The 22,950-nt window shown below is 63.1% G+C and carries 22 protein-coding genes; 11 read left to right on the forward strand and 11 right to left on the reverse strand.

Annotation, left to right across the window (positions count from 1 at the left end; translation table 11 throughout):
• The first annotated feature begins 26 nt into the window (after positions 1 to 26).
• Positions 27 to 716 carry a hypothetical protein gene (locus tag N805_RS25200; protein ID WP_026034692.1) on the forward strand — a complete coding sequence of 230 codons (690 nt, stop codon included), beginning with the start codon at positions 27 to 29 and terminating at the stop codon, positions 714 to 716.
• A complete protein-coding gene (locus N805_RS25205; protein WP_019473776.1) occupies positions 713 to 1,336 on the forward strand; it encodes a hypothetical protein in 624 nt (207 codons plus the stop codon). Before N805_RS25200 ends, N805_RS25205 begins: the two co-directional genes overlap by 4 nt.
• Here N805_RS25205 and N805_RS25210 read toward each other — a convergent pair.
• From N805_RS25210 to N805_RS25250, 9 genes are all read right to left on the reverse strand, one after another.
• The gene (locus N805_RS25210; protein ID WP_016489380.1) at positions 1,333 to 1,929 is read right to left on the reverse strand and encodes a MarC family protein; all 597 of its coding nucleotides are present in this window, start codon (positions 1,927 to 1,929) and stop codon (positions 1,333 to 1,335) included. The two genes, N805_RS25205 and N805_RS25210, sit on opposite strands and share 4 nt — an antisense overlap.
• 174 nt (positions 1,930 to 2,103) lie before the next feature.
• Positions 2,104 to 4,875, reverse strand: a complete 2,772-nt coding sequence (locus N805_RS25215; RefSeq protein ID WP_028614107.1) for a hybrid sensor histidine kinase/response regulator — start codon at positions 4,873 to 4,875, stop codon at positions 2,104 to 2,106.
• 150 nt (positions 4,876 to 5,025) lie between these two features.
• Positions 5,026 to 6,321, reverse strand: a complete 1,296-nt coding sequence (gene purD, locus N805_RS25220) for a phosphoribosylamine--glycine ligase (RefSeq protein ID WP_019472784.1) — start codon at positions 6,319 to 6,321, stop codon at positions 5,026 to 5,028.
• 182 nt (positions 6,322 to 6,503) lie between these two features.
• Positions 6,504 to 8,111 carry a bifunctional phosphoribosylaminoimidazolecarboxamide formyltransferase/IMP cyclohydrolase gene (gene purH, locus N805_RS25225; protein ID WP_019472783.1) on the reverse strand — a complete coding sequence of 536 codons (1,608 nt, stop codon included), beginning with the start codon at positions 8,109 to 8,111 and terminating at the stop codon, positions 6,504 to 6,506.
• 81 nt (positions 8,112 to 8,192) lie between these two features.
• Positions 8,193 to 8,513: a DNA-binding transcriptional regulator Fis gene (gene fis, locus N805_RS25230; protein ID WP_003249693.1), complete on the reverse strand. Its 321-nt coding sequence runs from the start codon at positions 8,511 to 8,513 to the stop codon at positions 8,193 to 8,195.
• Positions 8,510 to 9,523: a tRNA dihydrouridine synthase DusB gene (dusB, locus tag N805_RS25235; RefSeq protein ID WP_019472782.1), complete on the reverse strand. Its 1,014-nt coding sequence runs from the start codon at positions 9,521 to 9,523 to the stop codon at positions 8,510 to 8,512. The genes fis and dusB overlap by 4 nt, the downstream gene beginning before the upstream one ends.
• 258 nt (positions 9,524 to 9,781) lie before the next feature.
• The gene (locus tag N805_RS25240; protein ID WP_019472781.1) at positions 9,782 to 11,140 is read right to left on the reverse strand and encodes a DUF3426 domain-containing protein; all 1,359 of its coding nucleotides are present in this window, start codon (positions 11,138 to 11,140) and stop codon (positions 9,782 to 9,784) included.
• 42 nt (positions 11,141 to 11,182) lie between these two features.
• Entirely contained in the window at positions 11,183 to 12,061 is an 879-nt protein-coding gene (prmA, locus tag N805_RS25245; RefSeq protein WP_019472780.1) for a 50S ribosomal protein L11 methyltransferase, read from the reverse strand.
• 232 nt (positions 12,062 to 12,293) lie between these two features.
• The gene (locus N805_RS25250) at positions 12,294 to 12,749 is read right to left on the reverse strand and encodes a MaoC family dehydratase (RefSeq protein WP_019472779.1); all 456 of its coding nucleotides are present in this window, start codon (positions 12,747 to 12,749) and stop codon (positions 12,294 to 12,296) included.
• 143 nt (positions 12,750 to 12,892) lie between these two features.
• Here N805_RS25250 and N805_RS25255 point away from each other — a divergent pair, with 143 nt between their 5' ends.
• The 3 genes from N805_RS25255 to N805_RS25265 are packed head-to-tail and all read left to right on the forward strand — an operon-like array spanning position 12,893 to position 14,568.
• Positions 12,893 to 13,255, forward strand: a complete 363-nt coding sequence (locus N805_RS25255; RefSeq protein WP_019472778.1) for a CidA/LrgA family protein — start codon at positions 12,893 to 12,895, stop codon at positions 13,253 to 13,255.
• Positions 13,252 to 13,968, forward strand: coding sequence for an LrgB family protein (locus N805_RS25260; RefSeq protein WP_019472777.1), 717 nt, complete (start codon positions 13,252 to 13,254; stop codon positions 13,966 to 13,968). The genes N805_RS25255 and N805_RS25260 overlap by 4 nt, the downstream gene beginning before the upstream one ends.
• A gap of 9 nt (positions 13,969 to 13,977) precedes the next feature.
• Positions 13,978 to 14,568, forward strand: coding sequence for an LON peptidase substrate-binding domain-containing protein (locus N805_RS25265; protein ID WP_019472776.1), 591 nt, complete (start codon positions 13,978 to 13,980; stop codon positions 14,566 to 14,568).
• Between the two features lie 128 nt (positions 14,569 to 14,696).
• Here the strand turns inward: N805_RS25265 and N805_RS25270 are convergent, their stop codons facing one another.
• Together N805_RS25270 and N805_RS25275 are read right to left on the reverse strand one after the other, a co-directional pair.
• A complete protein-coding gene (locus tag N805_RS25270) occupies positions 14,697 to 16,013 on the reverse strand; it encodes a bifunctional DedA family/phosphatase PAP2 family protein (protein WP_019472775.1) in 1,317 nt (438 codons plus the stop codon).
• 2 nt (positions 16,014 to 16,015) lie between these two features.
• The gene (locus tag N805_RS25275; RefSeq protein WP_019472774.1) at positions 16,016 to 16,684 is read right to left on the reverse strand and encodes a DNA-3-methyladenine glycosylase; all 669 of its coding nucleotides are present in this window, start codon (positions 16,682 to 16,684) and stop codon (positions 16,016 to 16,018) included.
• A 329-nt stretch (positions 16,685 to 17,013) separates the two neighbouring features.
• Here N805_RS25275 and N805_RS25280 point away from each other — a divergent pair, with 329 nt between their 5' ends.
• From N805_RS25280 to rodA, 6 genes are read left to right on the forward strand one after another with little or no spacing between them, the layout of a single operon-like run.
• On the forward strand, positions 17,014 to 18,285 hold the full coding sequence (locus N805_RS25280) for a glutamate-5-semialdehyde dehydrogenase (protein ID WP_019472773.1): 1,272 nt from the start codon (positions 17,014 to 17,016) through the stop codon (positions 18,283 to 18,285).
• A 1-nt stretch (position 18,286) separates the two neighbouring features.
• Complete coding sequence (gene nadD, locus N805_RS25285; protein ID WP_019472772.1) at positions 18,287 to 18,946, forward strand: nicotinate-nucleotide adenylyltransferase; 660 nt, start codon at positions 18,287 to 18,289, stop codon at positions 18,944 to 18,946.
• 43 nt (positions 18,947 to 18,989) lie between these two features.
• Positions 18,990 to 19,421, forward strand: coding sequence for a ribosome silencing factor (rsfS, locus tag N805_RS25290; RefSeq protein WP_019472771.1), 432 nt, complete (start codon positions 18,990 to 18,992; stop codon positions 19,419 to 19,421).
• A 6-nt stretch (positions 19,422 to 19,427) separates the two neighbouring features.
• Positions 19,428 to 19,895: a 23S rRNA (pseudouridine(1915)-N(3))-methyltransferase RlmH gene (gene rlmH / locus N805_RS25295; RefSeq protein ID WP_003249722.1), complete on the forward strand. Its 468-nt coding sequence runs from the start codon at positions 19,428 to 19,430 to the stop codon at positions 19,893 to 19,895.
• Positions 19,896 to 19,911: 16 nt separating this feature from the next.
• On the forward strand, positions 19,912 to 21,801 hold the full coding sequence (gene mrdA / locus N805_RS25300; protein ID WP_019472770.1) for a penicillin-binding protein 2: 1,890 nt from the start codon (positions 19,912 to 19,914) through the stop codon (positions 21,799 to 21,801).
• Positions 21,802 to 21,839: 38 nt separating this feature from the next.
• Positions 21,840 to 22,943, forward strand: coding sequence for a rod shape-determining protein RodA (gene rodA, locus N805_RS25305; protein ID WP_046811387.1), 1,104 nt, complete (start codon positions 21,840 to 21,842; stop codon positions 22,941 to 22,943).
• Positions 22,944 to 22,950 lie beyond the last annotated feature (7 nt).

A 22,950-nucleotide genomic window follows, 5' to 3' on the forward strand; every position in this document is an offset into this window, starting at 1 on the left:
TCGGTTCTTTGTGATGAGGTAACACGATGGATAGAGCAGCTGAGCAACTGATGTTGATTGGCGGAACAGCCTTGCTGTATTCGCCAGGCGCGGTCGAGGCACAACGCAAGGCCGCTTTCGATTCAATCCTGTACGCACAGTTGGTAGCCAACAAGCACGCCGGTTCACGCGTTGACCATTATGAAAACTGGTATGCCGCGTATCGGGAGGCCTACCGCCAACTGGGCTGGATCAAGCTGGCCAGCACCCATGACCTGAAACCGTTAGGGCGCCCGGTGCGCAACGCGCATGTACAGCCACTTGAAGCGTGGCTGAAAATGCGTTCGCTTCGCCATGAGGCCGTGCTGGCGGCGATAAAGACGGGCCTTGGTCAATCTGCCGAAGGCTTCCGGCACTTGCTGAAGTTCTGCGCGCATGACCAGGCGCAGTGCTCCACGCTGGTCATCGAACTTGGCGTACTCAAGCCGGGGCCGGCCCTGGACCTGTGCAGCATCTCGCTGCAAATCGACAAGCCACTCTCGCTAGTTTCGCTGGAGACATTTCTGGGCGAACAAGTACTTGAGGGCGAGGCCGAGTTCAACGGCGTTTCCCTGGCGTTGGATGAAGGACGCTTCCAACGCCAGCGTGATGAATTGCAGGCCTTGATGCAAACCAAGGATGCACAGGCCGTTTACCGGTTCGACCCTTACGCACAACCTACAGGAGCAGCATCATGAGTGAAGCCACGTCTGCCGTTATCGGCGCTGGGATCGTTTCGTTCTTGCCGGGCATTGATGCCGCGCAGAAAAACAAGGTGAAGCTGGCCTTGGCGATGGCCGAGCGCGCCACTGATACCGCTTACAAGGAGGGGCTGATTAAAGACTGGTTCGCTTATTACCGTAACCAGCTCAAGTTCATGGGGTGGGATGCTGTCACGGCCGAGCAGATCCATTGGCCGGACAAGACGCGTACCCAGCAGACTGACCAGGTATTGCAGACCCTGTCCAAAACGGCCGGGGACAGCTTTGCGTCGTCGGTCAAAGTTTCCATCCAGACGTTGCTGACCAAACAGTCGGTGCTGAAGGAACTTGAGAAAAAGGCATTCGAGAGGCAGCACTTTCAAGTGTTGGCCTGCGCGCCGGCCGGCAATAACCGGGTGGACATGGTGATTTACCACGAAGTGGACAAGCAGTCTGTTTTCAGTGCAGGGTTCATCAGCCGCAAGCGCAGTCACAAGAATGTGCGTGCAGAACTGGTCCGGTTCAATATTCTGGCCTTTGAGAACAGCGTATTGCCGAAAGTGCAGGAAAGCGCCGTCAAGGTATCCCTCGCGCGCATTCATGACTATGCCATTTAAGGCACCAGGTACCCTTTGATCCCGGTAAAGATGATCTGCGCCGCCAGGGCACAGACGAACAGCCCCATCAGACGGCTGACGATCTGCAGGCCCTGGTCGCCCAGGATCCGCTCGATACCGTGCGACAGGTAAAGCACCAGGCCGACGGTGAAGCTGGCCAGCGCGATACTGACGATGGCCAGCAGTTTGTCGTCCCAGTGCGGCTGGCTTACACCCATCACCAACAGTGCACCGATGGTACCGGGGCCAACCGTCAGCGGAATGGTCAGCGGCACGATGGTCACATCCTGCTGCACGTTATCGGCCTGTACCGCCGGCTTGCCCTGGGCCATGCCCAATGCCGAAATGAACAGCACGCTGCCGGCACCGATGCGGAAGGCGTCGGCGGTGATGCCGAAAATGCCGAAGATCACCCGACCGAACAGGTACAGCAGCACGCTGGCCACCAGGGCTGCGAAGGCGACCTTCCAGGCCAGTTGCTTGCGCTCCTTGCTGGAGTGACCGCGTGTCAGGCTGATGAAGCACGACAGCACGAAGAACGGGCTGTAGAGCACGAGCATTTTCAGGTAAACGCTGAACAACTCATGGAGCATGGGATAGCCCCTTGCAGGGAAGGTGACGGGAAGTGTATCAGCAGCATTGTGGTTGTCTTCACTGGCCTCATCGCCGGCAAGCCAGCTCCCACAGGTACTGCGCATGGCTTGAGAACGATGCGATCGAGGTGGGAGCTGGCTTGCCGGCGATGAGGCCAGTACAGGCACTACAGATCAGGAAGTATGCGCCGGGTCCGCCTTGGCTTCCCGGTGATTGGCCCAGTACTGGATCAGTTCGCGCAACTGCGACAGCTCGACCGGCTTGGCCATGTGCCCGTCCATGCCCGCCAGCCGGGCGCGTTCCTTGTGTTCTGTAAGAATGTGCGCGGTCAGCGCCACCACCGGAGTGCGCTGGCGCTGGTTGGCGGTTTCCCACGCACGCAGCTGCTGGGTGGCCGAGAAACCGTCCAGAACCGGCATTTCGCAGTCCATCAGCACCAGGTCATAGCGCTGGTTTTTCATCGCCTGCAGGGCCTCTTCGCCATTGCACGCGGTGTCGGGCTCAAGGTTTAGCTTGCCAAGCATGCCGCGTATCACCTTGGTGGAAATGCTGTTGTCCTCGGCAACCAGCACGCGGAAGTCGCCGGGCAGGTCCAGCGCCTGCGGGACACCGGGCAGGCTGGCCGGCACTGCCTGATCGCGGCCACGCTGGGCCAGTTCTTCGGCCAGGGTGGTTTTCAGCGTGTAGCCGGCCACCGGCTTGGCAAGTATCCGTTTCACCCCGGCGTTGCGTGCGATGACCTTGCTCGGCGCATTGCTGATGCCGGTGAGCATCACCACCAGGATGTCGTGGTTCAGGCTCGGGTCTTCCTTGATCTTGGCGGCCAGCTGCATGCCGGTCATGCCGGGCATGTTCTGGTCCAGCAGCACGGCGTCGAAGTAGTCGCGCAGGTGTGCCTTGGTGCGCAGAAGGGCCAGGGCTTCCTTGCCCGACGGCACCGCGCTGACGTTCATGCCCCAGGCGCTGCATTGTTGCACCAGCACCTTGCGGCAGGTGTCATTGTCGTCCACTACCAGCACGCGGGCATCGCGCAGCGGGCTGTCGAGGTCGGTCGGTGGCTGTTCCAGGCGAGAAGGGTCCAGCGGCAGGGTCAGCCACAGGGTGTTGCCCATGCCGGTGCTGCTTTTTATGCCGAACTCGCCCTGCATCAGGCCGATCAGCTGCTTGGCGATGACCAGCCCCAGGTGGCCGCCCAGCTTGTTGCTGGACAAGAAGTGGTGGCTGTGCAACTCGGCCTGCAACAAGGCTTCACGGTCTGCGGCGGCCAACGGCTCGCCGCTGTCCTGCACGGCGATGCGCAGGCGCGGTACCTCACCCCGTTGGTCCAGCGCCACCACCAGCAGGATCTCGCCGTGGTCGGTATTTTTCAGGGCGTTTTCCAGCAGGCTCGACAAGGCCTGGCGCAGGCGCGTCGGGTCGCCACTGATCACCCGCGGTACTTGCGGCTGGGTAAAGCTGATCAGCTCGATGTTCTGCTGCTCGGCCTTGGCGCGGAAGATGTTCAGGCAATCCTCGATCAGCGCATTGAGGTCGAACTGCACGTCATCCAGTTCGATCTGCCGGGATTCCAGCTTGGAAATGTCGAGAATTTCGTTGATCAGCGTCAGCAGCTCGTTGCCAGCGCTGTGGATGGTCTGCACGTAGTCACGCTGTTTGACTGACAGCGGTGTGCCCAACAGCAATTCAGTCATGCCCAGCACGCCGTTCATGGGGGTGCGGATTTCGTGGCTGATCTTGGCCAGGAACTCGGCTTTCGCGTTTATTTCGGCATCGCTGGCGGCCAGGGCGCGGCTGGCGCTGAAGCGCTCCTCGCTCATGCGGCGCAGGCGCTCGCTGACTGCCAGGTTGAGCAGCAGGCCGCTGGCCACGGCCAGCCCCAGCAGGACGCACAGTAGCCAAGGCGTCGAGGTGCGGGTCAGGCCTAGCAGTGCCGGCAGCAGCACCAGCCCCCCCAGGTTGAACACCACCATGGCCAGGCTGAACAAGCGACCGGGCGCGTAGCCCCGGTACCAGTGGTAGCTGCTGACCAGCAGCATGCTCACGCTGCCCAGGGCCATCAGGGCGTAGGTCATCAGGTTGAGCGGCAGGGTGTCGACAAACAACAGCACCAGCCCGCTGAGCCCCACCACCAGCATTTCGCCCTGCAGCAGGCGGTTGATCCGCGGTGCGTTGCACGGGGTGAAGAAGTGCTGGGTGAAATACAGCCCCGCCAGGCCGGCCAGTACCAGCGTGAGGTAGGCGGCCGGGGTTTGCGCGTTGTGCCACACGTGCCACCAGGGGCCGCTGAGGTTGAGCAGGATCAGGCCGCTGAGCAGCATCAGGCCGTGGTACAGCGCCAGTATCAGGGTGGTGGTGGAGCGGCTGTAGAGGAAGCGGATCAGGTTGTGCAGGATCAACATGACCAGGCCGCCGAACAGCATGCCGAACAGCAGTGGCTGGCTCTGGTCCGAGGCGGCTACGGCCGCAGGTTCCAGGCTGATGGCTGGGCGCAACTGGTGCTCGGAGACCAGGCGCAGGTAGATGTCCAGCGGTTGCCGGCTGTTGGGCAGGGGCAGTACATGGTCGCTGCCACGCAGGGTCGGGCTGGCATTGCCGGCCTGGCGCCCGTGGTGCAGCTGACGCAGAAGTTGATCGCCTTCGAGGGCGTACAGGTCAAGGCCAGAAAGGTCGGGGGCGAATACCCGTAGCAGTTGCTCCTGGTCGCCTGGTTCCAGGCGGTAGTGCAGCCACAAGGCCTGTTCCGGCGGCGCGGCATTCAGTTCGGCAAGCACCAGCGGGCTGAACTGGTTGCGGTAGCGCTCGGAGCGTACATCGCTCAGTTGCAGGTTAGCCTGTTCGTCGAGCAGAACGGTCCAGCCTGCGTCATGTTCGGCTGCAGCCGGGAACATGCAGAGCAGGGTCAGCAAGGTGACGATCAGAGCTGAGGCAATCCGAAGCCGACGCACTACGAGATCCCTTCTTAGCCGATGTGCCGGGTACTAACTATGCGCGGCGCGCCAAGTCGAAGGCAAGGCCCGTGCCGGGCCTTGTCGACGAGCCGGATACCGTGCGCCGGGCGGTTGACAGCCCTGGGCGGCACGGCATTCCGGTAATGCTTACTGCTGGTGCTCACCGCGCTCGCGGGCAATGGCCCGGTAGCCGATGTCAGTGCGGTAGAAACTGCCGTTCCAGCTCACTTCCTTGGCCAGGCGGTAAGCCTGCTGCTGCGCATCGGCAACCGTGCTGCCCATTGCCGTGGCGCACAGCACGCGCCCGCCGTTGGTGGCCACTTGGCCGTCCTTGAGCGAAGTACCGGCATGGAACACCTTGCCTTCGATCTTGGCCGCTGCGTCCAGGCCGCTGATCACGTCGCCCTTGGCATAGTCGCCCGGGTAACCGCCAGCTGCCAGCACCACGCCCAGGCTCGGGCGCGGGTCCCACTGGGCTTCGACCTTGTCCAGCGCCTTGGCGAAGGCGGCTTCGATCAACAGCACCAGGCTCGACTCCAGGCGCAGCATGACCGGCTGGGTCTCTGGGTCGCCGAAGCGGCAGTTGAACTCGATGACCTTGGGGTTGCCCGCCTTGTCGATCATCAGGCCAGCATAGAGGAAGCCGGTGTAGACGTTGCCTTCCTCGGCCATGCCGCGCACGGTTGGCCAGATCACCTGGTCCATCACGCGCTGGTGCACGTCGGCGGTAACGACGGGGGCAGGGGAGTAGGCACCCATGCCGCCGGTGTTCGGGCCAGTGTCCTGGTCGCCGACGCGCTTGTGGTCCTGGCTGGTGGCCATGGGCAGCACGTTGTGGCCGTCGACCATGACGATGAAGCTGGCTTCTTCGCCGTCCAGGAACTCTTCGATCACCACACGCGAACCCGCTTCACCGAAGGCGTTGCCGGCCAGCATGTCACGCACGGCGGCTTCGGCTTCTTCGAGGGTCATGGCGACGATCACGCCTTTGCCCGCAGCCAGGCCGTCGGCCTTGATCACGATCGGCGCACCTTTTTCTTGCAGGTAGGCCAGGGCCGGCTCGATTTCGGTGAAGTTCTGGTAGTCGGCGGTCGGGATCTTGTGACGCGCCAGGAAGTCCTTGGTGAAGGCCTTGGAGCCTTCCAGCTGGGCCGCACCCTTGGTTGGGCCGAAGCAGTCCAGGCCACGGCTGCGGAACAGGTCGACCACACCGATGACCAGCGGTGCTTCCGGGCCGACGATGGTCAGGTCGACGTTTTTCTCGGCGAAGTCGGCCAGTTGTTCCAGGGCGCAGACGTCGATGGCGACGTTCTCGCACTTGGCTTCAATGGCGGTGCCGGCGTTGCCTGGGGCAACGAAGACTTTCTCGACGCGTGGGTCCTGGGCAACTTTCCAGGCCAGGGCGTGCTCGCGGCCGCCGCTGCCGATGATCAAAACTTTCATGTCAAAACCTCGAATTCTTTCGGGCGCAAAGCGAAGCCTCACGCTGTACGAGGTCGCAATGAAGCAGGTAGATGCAAGGCGGGGCCGGTTCCGATGAGCGGAGTTGCCTTCTGGCAATGAGCATCAGCGGAACCGGCCCCAACGCAGCAGATGCCTGCTTCAGTGCGGCCGATTGCCGTAAATCAGTGGCGGAAGTGGCGCATGCCGGTGAATACCATCGCGATGCCGGCTTCGTCAGCGGCGGCAATCACCTCGGCATCACGCATCGAGCCACCCGGCTGGATCACGGCGCTGATACCCACTTTAGCCGCATTGTCGATGCCATCACGGAACGGGAAGAACGCATCCGATGCCATGACTGCGCCCTGCACCTGCAGGCCAGCATGCTCGGCCTTGATTGCGGCAATACGCGCGGAGTTGACGCGGCTCATCTGGCCAGCGCCGACGCCAATGGTCTGGCGCTGCTTGGCGTAGACAATGGCGTTGGACTTGACGAACTTGGCCACTTTCCAGGCAAACACCAGGTCGTGGATTTCTTGTTCGGTCGGGGCGCGTTTGGTGACGATCTTCAGGTCATCGGCGGTGATCATGCCGATATCGCGGCTTTGTACCAGCAGGCCACCGTTGACCCGCTTGAAGTCCCAGCCGGCAGCGCGGTCGGCTGGCCACTCGCCGCATTCCAGCAAGCGTACGTTCTGCTTGGCAGCCACCACGTCGCGGGCAGCCTGGGAAATTTTTGGCGCGATGATCACTTCGACGAACTGGCGCTCGACGATGGCCTTGGCAGTTTCGCCGTCCAGTTCGCGGTTGAAGGCAATGATGCCGCCGAAGGCCGACTCGGTGTCGGTGGCGTAGGCCAGGTCGTAGGCCTTGCGGATGCCGCCTTCGTCTTCAGGCACAACAGCCACGCCGCACGGGTTGGCGTGCTTGACGATGACACAGGCCGGCTTGACGAAGCTCTTCACGCACTCCAGCGCGGCGTCGGTGTCGGCCACGTTGTTGAACGACAGCTCCTTGCCCTGCAGCTGGATGGCGGTGGAAATGCTGGCTTCGCCTTTTTTGGCTTCTACGTAGAACGCCGCGCTCTGGTGCGGGTTCTCGCCGTAGCGCATTTCCTGGGCCTTGACGAACTGGCTGTTGAAGGTGCGCGGGAATTCGCTGCGTGCGGAAGTCGAAAGGGTGTCCTTGGCCTGGTCGATGGTGCCCATGTAGTTGGCGATCATGCCGTCGTAGGCTGCAGTGTGCTCGAACGCCTTGAGCATCAGGTCGAAGCGCTGGGCGTAGGTCAGGCCGCCGGCCTTGAGGCCTTCGACGATGCCGGCGTAGTCACTGGCGTTGACCACGATAGCAACATCTTTGTGGTTCTTGGCTGCCGAACGGACCATGGTCGGGCCGCCGATGTCGATGTTCTCGATGGCGGTCGGCAGGTCACAGCCAGGCTTGGAAATGGTGGCTTCGAACGGGTACAGGTTGACCGCAACCAGGTCGATCGGCTTGATACCGTGCTCGCTCATGATGGCGTCGTCGGTGCCGCGACGGCCGAGGATGCCACCGTGGATTTTCGGGTGCAGGGTCTTGACCCGGCCATCCATCATTTCGGCGAAGCCGGTGTAGTCGGCCACTTCCACCGCGTTCACGCCGTTGTCCTTGAGCAGCTTGTAGGTGCCGCCGGTGGACAGGATCTCGACACCGAGCTGCTGCAGCTCACGGGCGAATTCGAGGATACCGGTCTTGTCGGAGACGCTGATCAGGGCGCGGCGGACTGGCAGGCGGGTAGTCTGGTCGGTCATTTCGGGTTCCAATAACGCGGTGGAGTCTGCAAAAAAGGCGCCTCTGTTCAGGGAGCCGCCTTTTCTGGTTGGGATTCTGGCTTACAGCAAGTCGTACTGCTTGAGCTTCTTGCGCAGGGTGCCTCGGTTCAGCCCGAGCATCTCGCTGGCCTTGGTCTGGTTGCCCTTCACGTAGTTCATCACGCTTTCGAGCAGGGGCGCCTCCACTTCGGAGAGCACCAGGTTGTACACGTCCGTGACGGTCGCGCCTTCCAGGTGGGCGAAGTAGTTGTGCAGCGCCTTCTCGACGCTGTCGCGAAGGGTCTGGCCCTCTTCGCTCGGCGTGTTGAGGTGCTGTTTCAGGTTGGCGTTGTCGCTCACGGGCGTTGTTCCACTCACAAAATTCTCGGTCATCATCGTCATGCGGCCACCCCTTGTCCGTCCTCTGTCTCAAGGCTCTGTCGACGTTCACTGAAAAACGCGCGAACGTTGGCGCACTGCGCTTGTGTGTCTTCCAAAGCGTTGAACCGGGAGCGAAACTCCTTGCCGCCGGGTCGTGTTGCCAGGTACCAGCCAACGTGCTTGCGGGCGATACGTACGCCCATCACATCGCCATAAAAGGCATGTAACGCGGCCAGGTGCTCCAGCAGGATACGTTCCACTTCGTCCAGTTGCGGCGCTGGCAGGTGTTCGCCAGTGCGCAGGTAATGCTCGATCTCGCGAAAGATCCATGGCCGCCCTTGGGCGGCCCGGCCGATCAACAAGCCGTCGACCCCGGTGGCATCCAGCACCGCCCGGGCCTTTTCTGGCGAAGTGATATCGCCATTGGCAAAGACCGGGATCGACACCGCTTGCTTGATGCCCGCGATGGTGTCGTATTCGGCTTCGCCGGTGTACAGATCGGCGCGTGTACGGCCATGTACCGCCAGCGCCTGGATGCCGGCCTGTTCGGCGATCTTCGCCACGTTCAGGCCGTTCTTGTTTGCCCGGTCCCAACCGGTGCGGATCTTCAGGGTCACCGGGACGTCCACAGCGCCGACCACGGCGTGGAGGATCTCGCTGACCAAGGCTTCATCTCTCAATAAAGCAGAGCCTGCAGCTTTGTTGCAGACTTTTTTAGCCGGGCAGCCCATGTTGATGTCGATGATCTGGGCACCCGCTTCGACATTGGCCTTTGCTGCCGCAGCCATCATCTGCGCATCACCACCGGCGATCTGCACCGAGCGTGGCTCGGGATCACCTTCATGGATGCGGCGCAGGCTCGACTTGCGGCTGTTCCACAGGCTCATGTCGCTGGAGACCATTTCCGAGACCACCATGCCCGCACCCAGGCGCTTGCAAAGTGTACGGAAAGGTTGGTCCGTGACCCCGGCCATGGGGGCGAGGATCAGGTTGTTACGTAGTGTGTATGGGCCGATGCGTACCGCCGACATAGGTGATCCCTGTTGTGGGGCCGGATCTTGGAGTTCGAAAAAGGGTGGGCATGATACCCGCTCTCGGTGACCGGATAAAGATGGATTTGGATAAAATCTGAACAGTTGTCGGCTTATGACTTTTGGTATGAGCCAGGACCCGGGTGTCGCGCGGCCCCCTGTGGGAGCGGGCGCGCCCGCGAAGCAGACGCCGCGGTGCATGGCACGGGCTTTTTGCCCGTGTTCGCGGGCATGCCCGCTCCCACAGGGTTGTGCTGACTATTCCGGCGAGCGGAAGCTGAGGCTGTAGTTCACGGCCTTCGGCCCCGGGTCGAGGATGTCCAGGGCGATATGGATCGGCGTCTGGCTTGGCATGTCGCCACGCCCGGCCAACTCGCCGGACAGGTACTCGCTGGGCTTGAAGCGCCGGCTGGCGATCAGCTGGCCATTGAGGTCGGCAAAACGCAGTTCCAGCAGCGGGAACGGTTGCGCGAACGGTGCACGGTTGTAGATGATCGCATCGACGATCAGGGCGCCTTTGAAGTCCGGGTGGCTGCGCACCACCAGGTTGCTGCTCTTGATTCTTGCGATATCGACGCGGGTCGGCACCTGGCACCCGACCATCGGGCAAATTTGCTGGAAGATCGGCCGGTACTGGTCCTGGCGGGCCATCTCGTCGAAGTGGAACCACACATACTGGAACGCCAGCAGGCCAGCGGCCAGCAGGGTCAGGAAGCCCCATAGCAGGCGCTTGCCCCAGTTGGGCGCAGGTTTTTCCCAGCCCAGTTGCAGCGGGTCGTCCACCACGTCGACCAGCGGCTCCTTGCGCACCGGGCGCCCGGGCTTGCTGGCAAGGCCTGGCTCCAGGCGTTCACCCGGCAGCGGCTCGAGGGGGTCGTCGTCGCGCGCCGACAGGTGCAGCGCCAGCGGTTCATCGTCGCGGGCGCTCAGGCCTTTTTCCGGGTTTTCGTCATCGCTGGCGTGCAGCGGTTCGCTGAATGCGGGCTGGTCATCGGCTTCGGCTGCGCGGTGTACGGGCGGCTCGTCATCGATGTCCAGGTCAAGGTTACGGCCCAGGGTCGGCTCGGTGCGCTCGCCGGGTGCAGGGTCCAGCTCCAGCTCCAGGGGCTGCGGCTCCAGCAGCACAGGGCTGGGCTCTGCCGGCGTTTGGGGCTCGAAGGGCTCATCGGTGGCGTTGCCGAACAGGTCGTCCGCATGTTCGTCCGGGTGCAGTTCGTCTCGCCGCGCCTGCAGCCCGTCATCCAGGTTGGCGGGGCGTGTCGGGGCCGGTTGGCCGCGTCGCTCCAGGCGTGCCAGTTCCTGGTCAAGGTCAAGTGCGTCCAGCGCCTGGGCGGTCAGCGCCCAATCCTCGTCAGGGGTGATGCTGCGCTCGTGGGTGACCGGCTCGGGCGTCATCGCCGGCTCTGCTACAGGCTCGGCAGGCGCAGCTGGCACAGGCACAGGCACCGGCACCTCAGGTGCGCTGGCACGGTTCTGCTCCAGCAGTTGCTTGGCGGCATTGAACACCTGAAGGCAATGGCCGCAGCGCACCACGCCGCGGGCCACGCTCAACTGGTGGTGGGTGACGCGAAAGCTGGTCTGGCAATGCGGGCACTGTGTGACGAAACTGTCGGTCATGCGGCAATCCGGGAGCTGTGCAGAGGGATATTCTAGGCCCGCTTAGCGGCGACGACCACTGATGCGCACCCAGCCATCGCGAACGACGACCGGGTCCAGCTCGAAGTCGGCAGCGTACGCCGCAGCCACGTCCTCACCCTGTTCAGCCAGAATGCCGGACAGTGCCAGCAGGCCACCATGGCGGACCAAGCCGGACAACTGCGGCGCCAGCGACACCAGCGGGCCGGCGAGGATGTTGGCGACCAGCACGTCTGCCTGCATGGCCGGCATGTGCTCGGGCAGGTACAGCGCCAGCTTTTCATCGGCGATGCCGTTGCGTTGGGCATTGTCGCGCGAAGCCTCGATGGCCTGCACGTCGATGTCGGTACCGACCGCTTCACGGGCGCCCAGCAGCAGCGAGGCGATGGCCAGGATGCCCGAGCCGCAGCCGAAGTCCAGCACCTGGGTGCCTTCGAGCTGCTGGCCGTCGAGCCATTCCAGGCACAGGGCAGTGGTGGGGTGGGTGCCAGTGCCGAAAGCAAGGCCCGGGTCCAGCAGCAGGTTGACCGCGTCCTTTTCCGGGGCGTCGTGCCAGCTGGGCACGATCCACAGGCGGCGGCCAAAACGCATGGGCTGGAAGTTGTCCATCCAGCTGCGCTCCCAGTCCTGGTCCTCGATCACCTCGGCCTGGTGCTGGGGCAGTTCGGCGCCGGTCAGCAGGCGCAGGTGGGCAAACACCTGATCGGGCTCGGCATCGGCCTCGAACAGCGCCAGCAGATGGGTGTGCGACCACAGCGGGGTGGTGTTGAGGTCTGGCTCGAAGATCGGCTGATCTTCGGCGTCCATGAACGTGACCGAGACGGCGCCTACTTCGAGCAGGGCATCTTCGTAGGTTTCGGCTTGTTCCGGGCTGATGGCCAGGCGTACTTGCAGCCAGGGCATGGCGGGCACCTTTGGTAAACGACAGGGGCAGCCCTAGGCTGCGCGAAGGCTGGCAGTTTACGCGAGTGCGGGGGGTTTGTAGAGAAGGCCGGGTGCAGACCTTGTGGGAGCGGCCTTGTGTCGCGATTGGGCTGCAGAGCAGCCCCAGGATCTCGGCATCATGTCAAGATTGCTGGGGCCGCTTAGCGGCCCTTTCGCGACGCAAGGCCGCTCCCACAGAGATCGTGGTGTGTCAGACGAAACAGAGCGAGAGCGACTCAGCTATATAAGCAGGCTTCTCTTCACCCTCGATTTCCAGCGTGGCAATCGCCTTGAGCAACCACTGCCCCGGCTTCTTCTCCACCACTTCGGCCAGGTCCACTTTCAGCCGAACCTGGCTGTTGACCTTGACCGGCTGAATGAACCGTACGCTGTCCAGCCCATAGTTCACCACCATCTTCAGCCCTTGTGGCAGGACCAGGATGTCCTCGATCAGCTTGGGGATCAGTGACAATGTCAGGAAACCGTGGGCGATGGTGCCGCCAAACGGGGTTTTCGCCGCCTTTTCAGGGTCGACATGAATGAACTGGAAATCGCCGGTCGCCTCGGCGAACAGGTTGATGCGCTGCTGGTCGATTTTCAGCCAGGCGGAGCGGCCCAGTTCCTTACCAACATACTGCGAAAGCTCTGTAACCGGTACATAGGGCATCGCGGACTCTCCAGGTTGTCAGTTGGTACGAGAGTGCAAGATCAGCACGGCTAACCGTTTCAGTCAAGTTGTCTGCTTTTCGGCGATTATCGGTATATAGCCGTGCGTGCTTATAATGGCGGCCATGCCCGAGGGAGATGCTTATGCTGTTGCGTGGTTTGACCTGGCTGGTGCTGTTCCAGCTGTTGGGGACGGCGATCAATCACCTGTTTTTGCCGTTTCTGCCGGGGCCGATCATCGGCCTGTTGCTGCTGTTGTGCTTCCTCATGGCCCGCGGTGAGGTGGGCAAGCCGCTGAACGAGGCGGCCAGCAGCCTGCTGCGCTACCTGCCGCTGTTGCTGGTACCGCCAGCGGTGGGGGTGATGGTATATGCCAAGGACATCGCCGCCGACTTCTGGGCGATTGCCGGCGCCCTGCTGATTTCCTGCCTGGTGACGCTGGTGTTTGTCGGTGTGCTGATGCAAAAGCTCATGCACCGCCAGGGCAAGCGTGAGGAGCAGCCATGATGCTCGACTGGCAAGGCGCGCTGGATGCAGTGGTGCACCATCCTTTGTTCGGCATCGGTATCACGCTAGGTGCCTACCAGGTGGTGCTGGCGGCCTACGAGAAAACCCGCTGGATCTTCCTGCAGCCGGTATTGGTGTCGATGTTGCTGGTAATCGGCGTGTTGCTGCTGTGCGGCATCGAATACAGCGAGTACCGCAAGAGCACCGAAATCATGAACATCCTGCTGGGCCCCGCCACCGTGGCGTTGGCCGTGCCGCTCTATCTCAACCTGCGGCGTATTCGGCAGCTGTTCTGGCCCACATTTACTACGCTGGTAATCGGGGGGCTGTTCGCCACGCTCTGCTGCCTGTTGCTAGGCTGGTGGTTCGGTGCAGAACACATGATCCTGATGACCATGGCACCCAAGTCGGTGACCTCGCCAATCGCCATGCTGGTGGCAGAGCAGATTGGCGGTGTGGCGGCCCTGGCGGCAGTGTTCGTACTGATCACCGGGGTGATTGGCGCCATCTTCGGCCCGGCACTGCTGAGCCGCTTCGGCGTGCATAGCCCTGAGGCGCGCGGCATGTCGCTGGGCGTTACCGCGCATGCGGTGGGTACTTCGGTCGCCCTGCAGGAAAGTGACGAATGCGGCGCTTTTGCCGCGCTGGCGATGAGCTTGATGGGGGTAGCCACGGCAGTGTTCCTGCCGCTGGCGGTCAGCCTGGTGGCTTGAGGAGTTGTGATGACACTACCGCTGTTTCCGCTCAATACCGTGCTGTTCCCGGGCTGCTTTCTCGATTTGCAGATTTTCGAGGCGCGCTACCTGGACATGATCGGGCGCTGCATGAAGCAGGGCGAAGGCTTTGGGGTGGTCTGCATCCTGGAGGGCGAGCAGGTTGGCAAGGCGCCACCGATGGTCGCCTCGATCGGCTGTGAGGCAGTGATCCGCGACTTTGTACAGCAGGACAATGGCTTGCTGGGCATTCGCGTCGAAGGTGTGCGGCGCTTCAACCTGGAAAGCACCGAGGTGCAGAAGGACCAGTTGCTGGTGGGGCAGGTGCAATGGTTGCCGGAGCAGCCGGACAGCCCGCTGCTCGAGGCCGATGATGACCTGCTGGCGCTGCTGGTGGCGCTGGGCGAGCACCCGATGGTCGAGGCGCTGGACATGCCGCGCCCGGTGGACGGGCGCCAGGCGCTGGCTAACCAGTTGGCTTACCTGCTGCCGTTCATGGAAGAAGACAAGCTGGACCTGCTGACCCTCGACTCGCCGCAGCAGCGGCTGGGCGAGATCCAGAAGCTGCTGGAGCGGATTCAGGGTGAGCTGTTTGCCTGACACTGATGTGTTGACTGTGCCGGCCCTTTCGCGGGTAAACCCGCTCCCACAGGTACTGCACAGCTCTCAGGGCTGGTGAAACCCCTGTGGGAGCGGGTTTACCCGCGAAGGGGCCAGCACAGGCAATATCAATATTGGTATCTGAGCAAAGCCTGCGGCAGCGCATGCATGGCAAAGAACGCCAGCAGCGCGATACATGCCGGCAACACCAGCCACCACACCCGCAGTGGCATGGCTGGCAGCGTCTGCCGGTGCTGTACGACTGTCAGGCTAAGCGCACATACACAGCACGCCAGCAAGGCCCCGGCGAGGATGTCGGTCGGCCAGTGCGCCCCCAGGTAAACCCGTGACAGCGCAATCGCCAGTGCCGGAATGCAACCCAGCATCACCCAGGTCAGGCGCATGCGCGGCGGTTGTGCGCGGCCTGCCAGCACTGCCATGACCAGGAAGAACGCAAACGACGCCGAGCTGTGCCCGCTGGGCATGCTGTAACTGGTCAGGGGGTCGGTCAGCACTTCCGGCCGTGCCCGGGCGAACAGCCACTTCAGCGTACCGTTGGCGATCGCCGTGCCCATCAGCGCGCCAGCGGCAAAAAACGCATGCCGCCACTGGCGGGCAAGCAGCAGCAGGCCGGTGAGCAGGGCGCCCAGAAACAGTTGCGTGCGGAAATCGCCCAGCCGGGTCACCAGTACCACGGCGCCGTCGATGGCCTGGCTGCGATGTTCCTGCACCAGGGTCATCACGCCCTGGTCGAATTCGTGCAGGTAAGGCCAGCCGAGGAATACCCCGGCCAAGGCCACGAAGCTCATGCCGGCGATCAGTCGCGTGCCATGGCGCTGGTCACGAATGCTGGTGGTCAGGCTAAGGCCGATGATGACTGCCAAGGTGCCGGCGATGATGCCTGCATCCAGCCAGAAGCCTTCCGGCAGCGGCAGGCGCATGGCCGCGCCGGTGGCCCAGCCTGGCAGCAGGTAGGCGACCGACCAGCCGGCGCCGGCCACCAGGCTGACGGCGATGAAGCGCGGCAGCGGCATGTCGAACATGCCGGCGACCATTGGCAGCATGGGCCGCAGCGGCCCGATGAAGCGCCCCACCAGCAGGCTGGCAATACCGTAGCGCTGGAAGTAGGTTTCGGCGCTGCCGATCCACTCAGGGTGGTGGCGCAGCAGCGGCAGGCGGCGAATGTTCTGGTGGAAGTACTTGCCCACCGTGTACGACACCGCGTCGCCCAGCAAACCGCCGAGAAAACCCAGTAGCAGGGTTTCGCCCAGGCTGAAAGCACCACTGCCGGCCAGTACCGCGACGGCGAACAGCAGCACGGTGCCAGGCACGATGATGCCGGCAATGGCCAGGCACTCGATGCAGGCCACCAGGAAAATCGCCAGGCCAAGCCACTGCGGGTTGGCGCTGAGCCAGCCGGTCAGGCTGTCGAGCCATTGGCCCATGTTCAGCTTCCTTGTTCGAGAATGAAGAAGTCACGGCCTTCGACTTGGCCGCGACGTAACGGGTTCCGCGTGCAGAAACGAGCGTACTCGGCGTCGACGAAGCGGTAGGGCAAGTGTTCGTCGCGCCTGTGCGGGATGCCCAGCCGCGCGGCCTGGACCACCCGTGGCACGGCGTTGCCGCAATCGTCCACGTACAGCCGCTCGGCGTCGAAGCGCTGGGCGTCCCAGTGTGGCACTTTCAGGCCCAGGGCTCGGCACAGCAGGGTCTGGCCGGCGCACAGGCGCTCATCCGGGCGCAGCTTGCCGCTGGCATCGGGGTTGTTCAGTTGCATCTGCGCCAGGCTGTTGGGCCCCGAGAGGGCGTCCTGCCAAGGATAGGCAGACTTTATCAGCACTGCGTTGCCCGGCCCGTGGGCACTGAAGTTCAGCGAGTCGCCGCCGCGGGCGTAGTACATGTAGATGTGCCCGCCATCGAGGAACAATGCCTTGCGCTTTTCGGTGTAACCGAGCGAGGCGTGGCTGCCTTTGTCGGTGAGGTAGTAGGCCTCGGTCTCGATGATGCGCGCAGCCAGCCACAGGTCGCCGTGGCGGTGGCGGATTACCTTGCCCAGCAGGGCCTTGGCCACGGTCTGGGCATCACGGTCGAAAAAGCTGTCGGGCAGGGCTGGCATGCGGGCAGTTCGTGGCTGGGGAGGCGGGGATGATAGCAATGAATGGCTTAATCTTGGCTGAATCGGATGTGATGTTGGCGGTGCGGGCCTCTTCGCGGGTAAACCCGCTCCCACAGGTATTAGCTAAGCCTCAGGCCTTGTGGAATCCCTGTGGGAGCGGGTTCACCCGCGAAAGGGCCGGAACAGGTAAAGGCATTTTCGATAAGTGCGGTTACATCTTTCCTGCACATTGCCCCAGCCATTTTCTACCATCCGCCACCCGCCGCTGGGCGTACACCTGCGCGGCAGTTATAATCAGCCGATTTCCCCTTCGCCAAGACACCGAACCCATGACTGAGTCCGTTCTTGACTACATGACCCGCTTGGGTCGCGCTGCCCGTGAGGCTTCCCGGGTGATCGGCCGTGCCAGCACCGCGCAGAAGAACCGCGCCCTGCAAGCCGCTGCCGATGCGCTGGATGCTGCCCGGGCCGAACTGACTGCTGCCAACGAGCTGGACCTGGCTGCTGGCCGCGCCAATGGCCTGGAGCCGGCGCTGCTCGACCGCCTGGCGCTGACCCCCGCACGCATCGACGGCATGATCACCGGCCTGCGTCAGGTAGCCAGCCTGCCGGACCCGGTCGGTGCCATCCGCGACATGAGCTACCGTCCATCCGGTATTCAGGTGGGCAAGATGCGCGCACCGCTGGGGGTGATCGGGATCATCTACGAGTCGCGCCCGAACGTGACCATCGATGCTGCCAGCCTGTGCCTGAAGTCGGGTAACGCGACCATCCTGCGTGGCGGCTCCGAAGCTATCCATTCCAACCGCGCCATTGCCACCTGCATCCAGCGTGGCCTGGCTGCCGCAGGCCTGCCAGCCGCCGTGGTGCAGGTGGTCGAGACCACCGACCGCGAAGCCGTGGGTGCGCTGATCAGCATGCCGCAGTTTGTCGACGTCATTGTGCCGCGAGGCGGCCGTGGGCTGATCGAGCGCATCAGCCGCGATGCCCGCGTACCGGTCATCAAGCACCTGGACGGCATCTGCCACATTTATGTCAGCCAGCATGCCGACCTGGACAAGGCCTGGAATGTGGCCTTCAACGCCAAGACCTACCGCTATGGCATCTGTGGCGCCATGGAAACCCTGCTGGTCGACCAGCAAGTGGCCGAGCGCTTCCTGCCGGAAATGGCCCGCCGCTTCCAGGAGAAGGGCGTGGAGCTGCGCGGTTGCGAGCGTACCCGCGCGCTGATCGAGGCCAAGCCGGCCACTGAAGACGACTGGCACACCGAGTACCTGGACGCGATCCTGTCGATCCGTGTCGTCGATGGCCTGGACCAGGCCATCGAGCACATCAACCACTATGGCTCGCACCACACCGACTCGATCATCAGCGAACACCAGGGTGAAGCCCGCCAGTTCATGGCCGAGGTCGACTCGGCGTCGGTCATGCTCAACACCCCGACCTGCTTCGCCGACGGTTTCGAGTACGGCCTGGGTGCGGAAATCGGTATTTCCACCGACAAGCTGCATGCCCGTGGCCCCGTTGGCCTGGAAGGCCTGACCTGCGAGAAGTACGTGGTGATCGGCGACGGCCAGCTGCGCGGCCAGGGGTCCTGCTGAGTTGAGCAAGGCCCAGGCAGCCCGGCGCATCGGCATTCTAGGTGGCACCTTCGACCCTGTGCACATCGGCCACCTGCGCAGCGCGCTGGAAGTGGCCGAGTTCATGGGGCTGGACGAGCTGCGCCTGTTGCCCAACGCCAGGCCGCCGCACCGCGACACCCCGCAGGTGGCCGCGCAGGACCGCCTGGCCATGGTCCGCGAAGCGGTGCAGGGCGTTACTTGCCTGAGCGTCGATGCCCGTGAGCTTGAGCGTGACAAACCGTCGTACACCATCGACACCCTGGAATCGATCCGCGCCGAACTGGGCGGCAACGACCAGCTGTTCCTGGTGCTGGGCTGGGATGCCTTCTGTGGTCTGCCTGGCTGGCACCGCTGGGAAGAATTGCTGCAACACTGTCACATCCTGGTGCTGCAACGCCCGGATGCCGACGTAGAACCCCCTGACGAGCTGCGCAACCTGCTGGCTGCGCGCTCGGAGAGCGATCCCGCCGCCATGTCCGGCCCGGCGGGAAATATTTCGTTCGTCTGGCAGACACCGCTTGCGGTGTCGGCTACACAGATCCGACAGCTGCTGGCCAGCGGCAAATCGGTGAGGTTCCTGGTGCCGGACGCCGTACTGGCCTACATCGAGGCGCACGAACTGTATCGTGCACCTAACTGACGGTGCCTCTGGCGCCTCATCCAACGAGTTGAACGAGTTTTATATGAGCAAGCAGAAAACCAATGGCATCAGTGGCGAAGAACTGGTCAAACTGACCATTAGCGCTCTGGAAGACGTCAAAGCCCAGGACATCCAGGTCATCGACGTGCGCGAAAAGCACAGCCTGACCGACTACATGATCATTGCCACCGGTACCTCCAACCGCCAGATCAACGCGATGCTGGAAAAGGTCCGTGAAGCGGTCAAGAAACAAGGCGCACAGCCGCTTGGCGAAGAAGGCAAGGGTGACAGCGACTGGGTGCTGCTGGACCTGAATGACGTTATCGTGCACATGATGACCGCCGCTGCCCGCCAGTTCTACGACCTGGAGCGTCTGTGGGTGGGTGCCGAGCAAAGCCGTGCTGCTGATGCCAAGCACCACAGCCCGGAAAACGCCAGCGACTACTTCACCGACAAGCTCAAAGACCGGGAATAAGACGCTGTGCGTCTGCGCCTGATCGCGGTCGGCTCGCGCATGCCGAAGTGGGTCGAGGAAGGTTGGCATGAGTATGCCAAGCGCCTGCCCGCCGAGCTGTCGCTGGAGCTGGTGGAAATCCCGCTGAACACCCGTGGCAAGAATGCCGACGTCGCCCGCCTGATCCGTCAGGAGGGCGAGGCCATGCTGAGCAAGGTTCAGCCTGGGGAACGCATTGTCACCCTCGAGGTCCATGGCAAGCCCTGGAGTACCGAGCAGCTGGCGACCGAGCTGGACCGCTGGCGCCTGGATGCGCGCACGGTGAATTTGATGGTGGGCGGCCCGGAAGGCCTGGCGCCTGAGGTTTGCGCGCGCGCCGAGCAACGTTGGTCGCTGTCGCCGCTGACCCTGCCGCACCCGTTGGTAAGGATACTCATCGGCGAGCAGATCTACCGCGCCTGGACCGTGTTGTCCGGGCACCCTTACCACAAATGAGCCTGTAAGCAGTCAGATGTCGCAGCCGATCCGCCTCAAGGACCACGAGAAAGACGCCCGCCTGGTGCGCAACCGCGTCGTGGTCGGCGCGGTGGCGATCATGCTGCTTATTTGCGTGCTGATCGCGCGGCTGTACTACCTGCAGATCATCCAGTACGACTATCACTCGACGCTGTCGGAGAACAACCGGGTGCATGTGCAGCCGATCCCGCCAACCCGCGGGCTGATCTTCGACCGCAACGGGGTGATCGTTGCCGACAACCGGCCTAGCTTCAGCCTGTCGATGACCCGCGAACGTGCGGGTAACTGGCAGGAAGTGCTGGATACAATCGTCGAAGTGCTGGACCTGACGGCCGACGACCGAGCCCTGTTCGAAAAGCGTATGCGTCAGGGCCGTCGGCCGTTCGAGCCGGTGCCGATCCTGTTCGAGCTCAACGAAGAGCAGATCGCCCGGGTGGCGGTGAACCAGTTCCGCCTGCCAGGCGTGGAAGTGGTGGCCCAGCTGGTGCGGCATTACCCGCAGGGTGCACATTTCGCCCACTCGGTGGGTTATGTGGGGCGCATCAACGAGAAAGAGCTGAAAACCCTCGACCCGGTGAACTACAGCGGCACCCACCATATCGGCAAGACCGGCATCGAGCGCTTCTACGAAGACGACCTGCACGGCCAGGTCGGCTACGAGGAAGTCGAGACCAACGCCCGAGGCCGCGTGCTGCGGGTGCTCAAGCGCACCGACCCGAAACCGGGCAAGGACATTGTGCTGAGCCTGGACATCAAGCTGCAGGAAGCCGCCGAGGCCGCCCTGGGTGGCCGGCGTGGCGCGGTGGTGGCACTCGACCCACGTACCGGCGAGGTGCTGGCCATGGTCAGCCAACCAAGCTTCGACCCCAACCTGTTCGTCACCGGCATCAGCTTCAAGGCCTACGCCGAACTGCGCGACTCGATCGACCGTCCGCTGTTCAACCGTGTGCTGCGTGGCTTGTACCCGCCCGGTTCGACCATCAAGCCGGCGGTGGCCATCGCCGGCCTGGACAGTGGCGCGGTCAATGCCAGCAGCCGGGTGTTCGACCCGGGCTACTACCAGCTGCCCAACTATGACCACAAATACCGTAACTGGAACCGCTCCGGCGATGGCTGGGTCGACCTGGATACCGCGATCATGCGTTCCAACGACACCTACTTCTACGACCTTGCGCACAAGATGGGTATCGACCGGCTGTCCAGCTACATGAACAAGTTCGGCATCGGCCAGCGGGTTTCCCTCGACATGTTCGAGGAGTCTGCCGGGTTGATGCCGTCGCGCGAATGGAAGCGTGCCACCCGCCGTCAGGCCTGGTTCCCTGGCGAAACCCTGATTCTCGGTATCGGCCAGGGCTACATGCAGGCCACGCCGCTGCAGCTGGCCCAGGCCACTGCACTGATCGCCAACAAGGGCGTGTGGAACCGCCCGCACCTGGCCAAGACCATCGAAGGCCAGCAGCCTGTGGACGAAAACCCCATGGAAAACATCGTGCTGCGTGACAAGTCCGACTGGGCCAAGGTCACCCATGGCATGGAGCAGGTGATGCACAACGCCCGCGGTACTGCGCGCAAGGCCGCAGCCGGTGCCCAGTACCGCATTGCCGGCAAGAGCGGTACCGCCCAGGTGGTGGCGATCAAGCAGGGCGAGAAGTACGACCGCAACAAGCTTCAGGAGCGCCACCGCGACCACGCCCTGTTCGTCGCCTTTGCCCCGGCCGAAGCCCCGAAAATCGTGGTATCGGTAATGGTCGAGAACGGTGAGTCCGGCTCGGGTGTCGCTGCGCCCGTGGTACGCCAGATCATGGATGCCTGGCTGCTCGACGAAAATGGCCGGCTCAAGCCCGAGTTCGCGCCTGCCACCGTTACCCAGGAATCGGCCCTGTGATGAACAATTTCGATCGCATGCTCTCCAGTGAGGATGTGATGCGTCGGCGCGCCAGCTTTCTGCAGCGCATCCATGTCGACGGCCCCTTGCTGATCATTCTGCTGACCCTTGCGGCCGGCAGCCTGTTCGTCCTTTATTCGGCCAGTGGCAAGAACTGGGACCTGCTGCTCAAGCAGGCCACCTCGTTCGGCATCGGCCTGGTGTCGATGTTCGTCATCGCCCAGCTGGAACCGCGCTTCATGGCCCGCTGGGTGCCGCTGGCGTACCTGGCCGGGGTGCTGTTGCTGGTGGTGGTGGACGTGATGGGCCACAACGCCATGGGGGCCACGCGCTGGATCAACATCCCAGGGGTGATCCGCTTCCAGCCCTCGGAATTCATGAAGATCATCATGCCGGCGACCATCGCCTGGTACCTGTCCAAGCGCACCTTGCCGCCCCATTTGAAGCACGTGGCAATCAGCCTGGTGCTGATCGGCGTGCCGTTCATCCTGATCGTACGCCAGCCCGACCTGGGCACGGCGCTGCTGATTCTTGCCTCCGGCGCCTTCGTGCTGTTCATGGGCGGGCTGCGCTGGCGCTGGATCCTCAGTGTGCTGGCGGCGGCGGTGCCGGTGGCGGTGGCGATGTGGTTCTTCGTCATGCACGACTACCAGAAGCAGCGGGTACTGACCTTCCTCGACCCGGAAAGCGACCCGCTGGGCACGGGTTGGAACATCATCCAGTCCAAGGCGGCGATCGGTTCGGGCGGGGTGTTCGGCAAGGGCTGGCTGCTGGGCACCCAGTCGCACCTGGACTTCCTGCCAGAAAGCCACACCGACTTCATCATCGCCGTACTGGGCGAGGAGTTCGGCCTGGTCGGCATCTGCCTGCTGCTGATTGTCTACCTGCTGCTGATCGGCCGTGGCCTGATGATCACCGCACAGGCGCAGACCCTGTTCGGCAAGCTGCTCGCGGGCAGCCTGACCATGACCTTCTTTGTATACGTGTTCGTCAATATCGGGATGGTCAGCGGCCTCCTGCCCGTGGTGGGCGTGCCGCTACCTTTCATCAGCTATGGCGGAACATCGTTGGTGACGCTGCTTTCAGCGTTTGGCGTTCTGATGTCGATCCACACGCACCGCAAATGGATCGCACAGGTTTGAATAAGGT

The organism is Pseudomonas putida S13.1.2 (assembly GCF_000498395.2).
In the GTDB taxonomy this organism is placed as follows: Bacteria; Pseudomonadota; Gammaproteobacteria; order Pseudomonadales; family Pseudomonadaceae; genus Aquipseudomonas; species Aquipseudomonas putida_Q.

Excerpts from the sequence above, each read along its gene's own strand:
- N805_RS25200 (WP_026034692.1), top strand. The coding sequence starts at position 27 with ATGGATAGAGCAGCTGAGCAACTGATGTTGATTGGCGGAACAGCCTTG.
- N805_RS25205 (WP_019473776.1), top strand. The coding sequence starts at position 713 with ATGAGTGAAGCCACGTCTGCCGTTATCGGCGCTGGGATCGTTTCGTTC.
- N805_RS25210 (WP_016489380.1), bottom strand. The coding sequence starts at position 1,929 with ATGCTCCATGAGTTGTTCAGCGTTTACCTGAAAATGCTCGTGCTCTAC.
- purD (WP_019472784.1), bottom strand. The coding sequence starts at position 6,321 with ATGAAAGTTTTGATCATCGGCAGCGGCGGCCGCGAGCACGCCCTGGCC.
- purH (WP_019472783.1), bottom strand. The coding sequence starts at position 8,111 with ATGACCGACCAGACTACCCGCCTGCCAGTCCGCCGCGCCCTGATCAGC.
- fis (WP_003249693.1), bottom strand. The coding sequence starts at position 8,513 with ATGACGATGATGACCGAGAATTTTGTGAGTGGAACAACGCCCGTGAGC.
- dusB (WP_019472782.1), bottom strand. The coding sequence starts at position 9,523 with ATGTCGGCGGTACGCATCGGCCCATACACACTACGTAACAACCTGATC.
- N805_RS25240 (WP_019472781.1), bottom strand. The coding sequence starts at position 11,140 with ATGACCGACAGTTTCGTCACACAGTGCCCGCATTGCCAGACCAGCTTT.
- prmA (WP_019472780.1), bottom strand. The coding sequence starts at position 12,061 with ATGCCCTGGCTGCAAGTACGCCTGGCCATCAGCCCGGAACAAGCCGAA.
- N805_RS25250 (WP_019472779.1), bottom strand. The coding sequence starts at position 12,749 with ATGCCCTATGTACCGGTTACAGAGCTTTCGCAGTATGTTGGTAAGGAA.
- N805_RS25255 (WP_019472778.1), top strand. The coding sequence starts at position 12,893 with ATGCTGTTGCGTGGTTTGACCTGGCTGGTGCTGTTCCAGCTGTTGGGG.
- N805_RS25260 (WP_019472777.1), top strand. The coding sequence starts at position 13,252 with ATGATGCTCGACTGGCAAGGCGCGCTGGATGCAGTGGTGCACCATCCT.
- N805_RS25265 (WP_019472776.1), top strand. The coding sequence starts at position 13,978 with ATGACACTACCGCTGTTTCCGCTCAATACCGTGCTGTTCCCGGGCTGC.
- N805_RS25270 (WP_019472775.1), bottom strand. The coding sequence starts at position 16,013 with ATGGGCCAATGGCTCGACAGCCTGACCGGCTGGCTCAGCGCCAACCCG.
- N805_RS25275 (WP_019472774.1), bottom strand. The coding sequence starts at position 16,684 with ATGCCAGCCCTGCCCGACAGCTTTTTCGACCGTGATGCCCAGACCGTG.
- N805_RS25280 (WP_019472773.1), top strand. The coding sequence starts at position 17,014 with ATGACTGAGTCCGTTCTTGACTACATGACCCGCTTGGGTCGCGCTGCC.
- rsfS (WP_019472771.1), top strand. The coding sequence starts at position 18,990 with ATGAGCAAGCAGAAAACCAATGGCATCAGTGGCGAAGAACTGGTCAAA.
- mrdA (WP_019472770.1), top strand. The coding sequence starts at position 19,912 with ATGTCGCAGCCGATCCGCCTCAAGGACCACGAGAAAGACGCCCGCCTG.
- rodA (WP_046811387.1), top strand. The coding sequence starts at position 21,840 with ATGCGTCGGCGCGCCAGCTTTCTGCAGCGCATCCATGTCGACGGCCCC.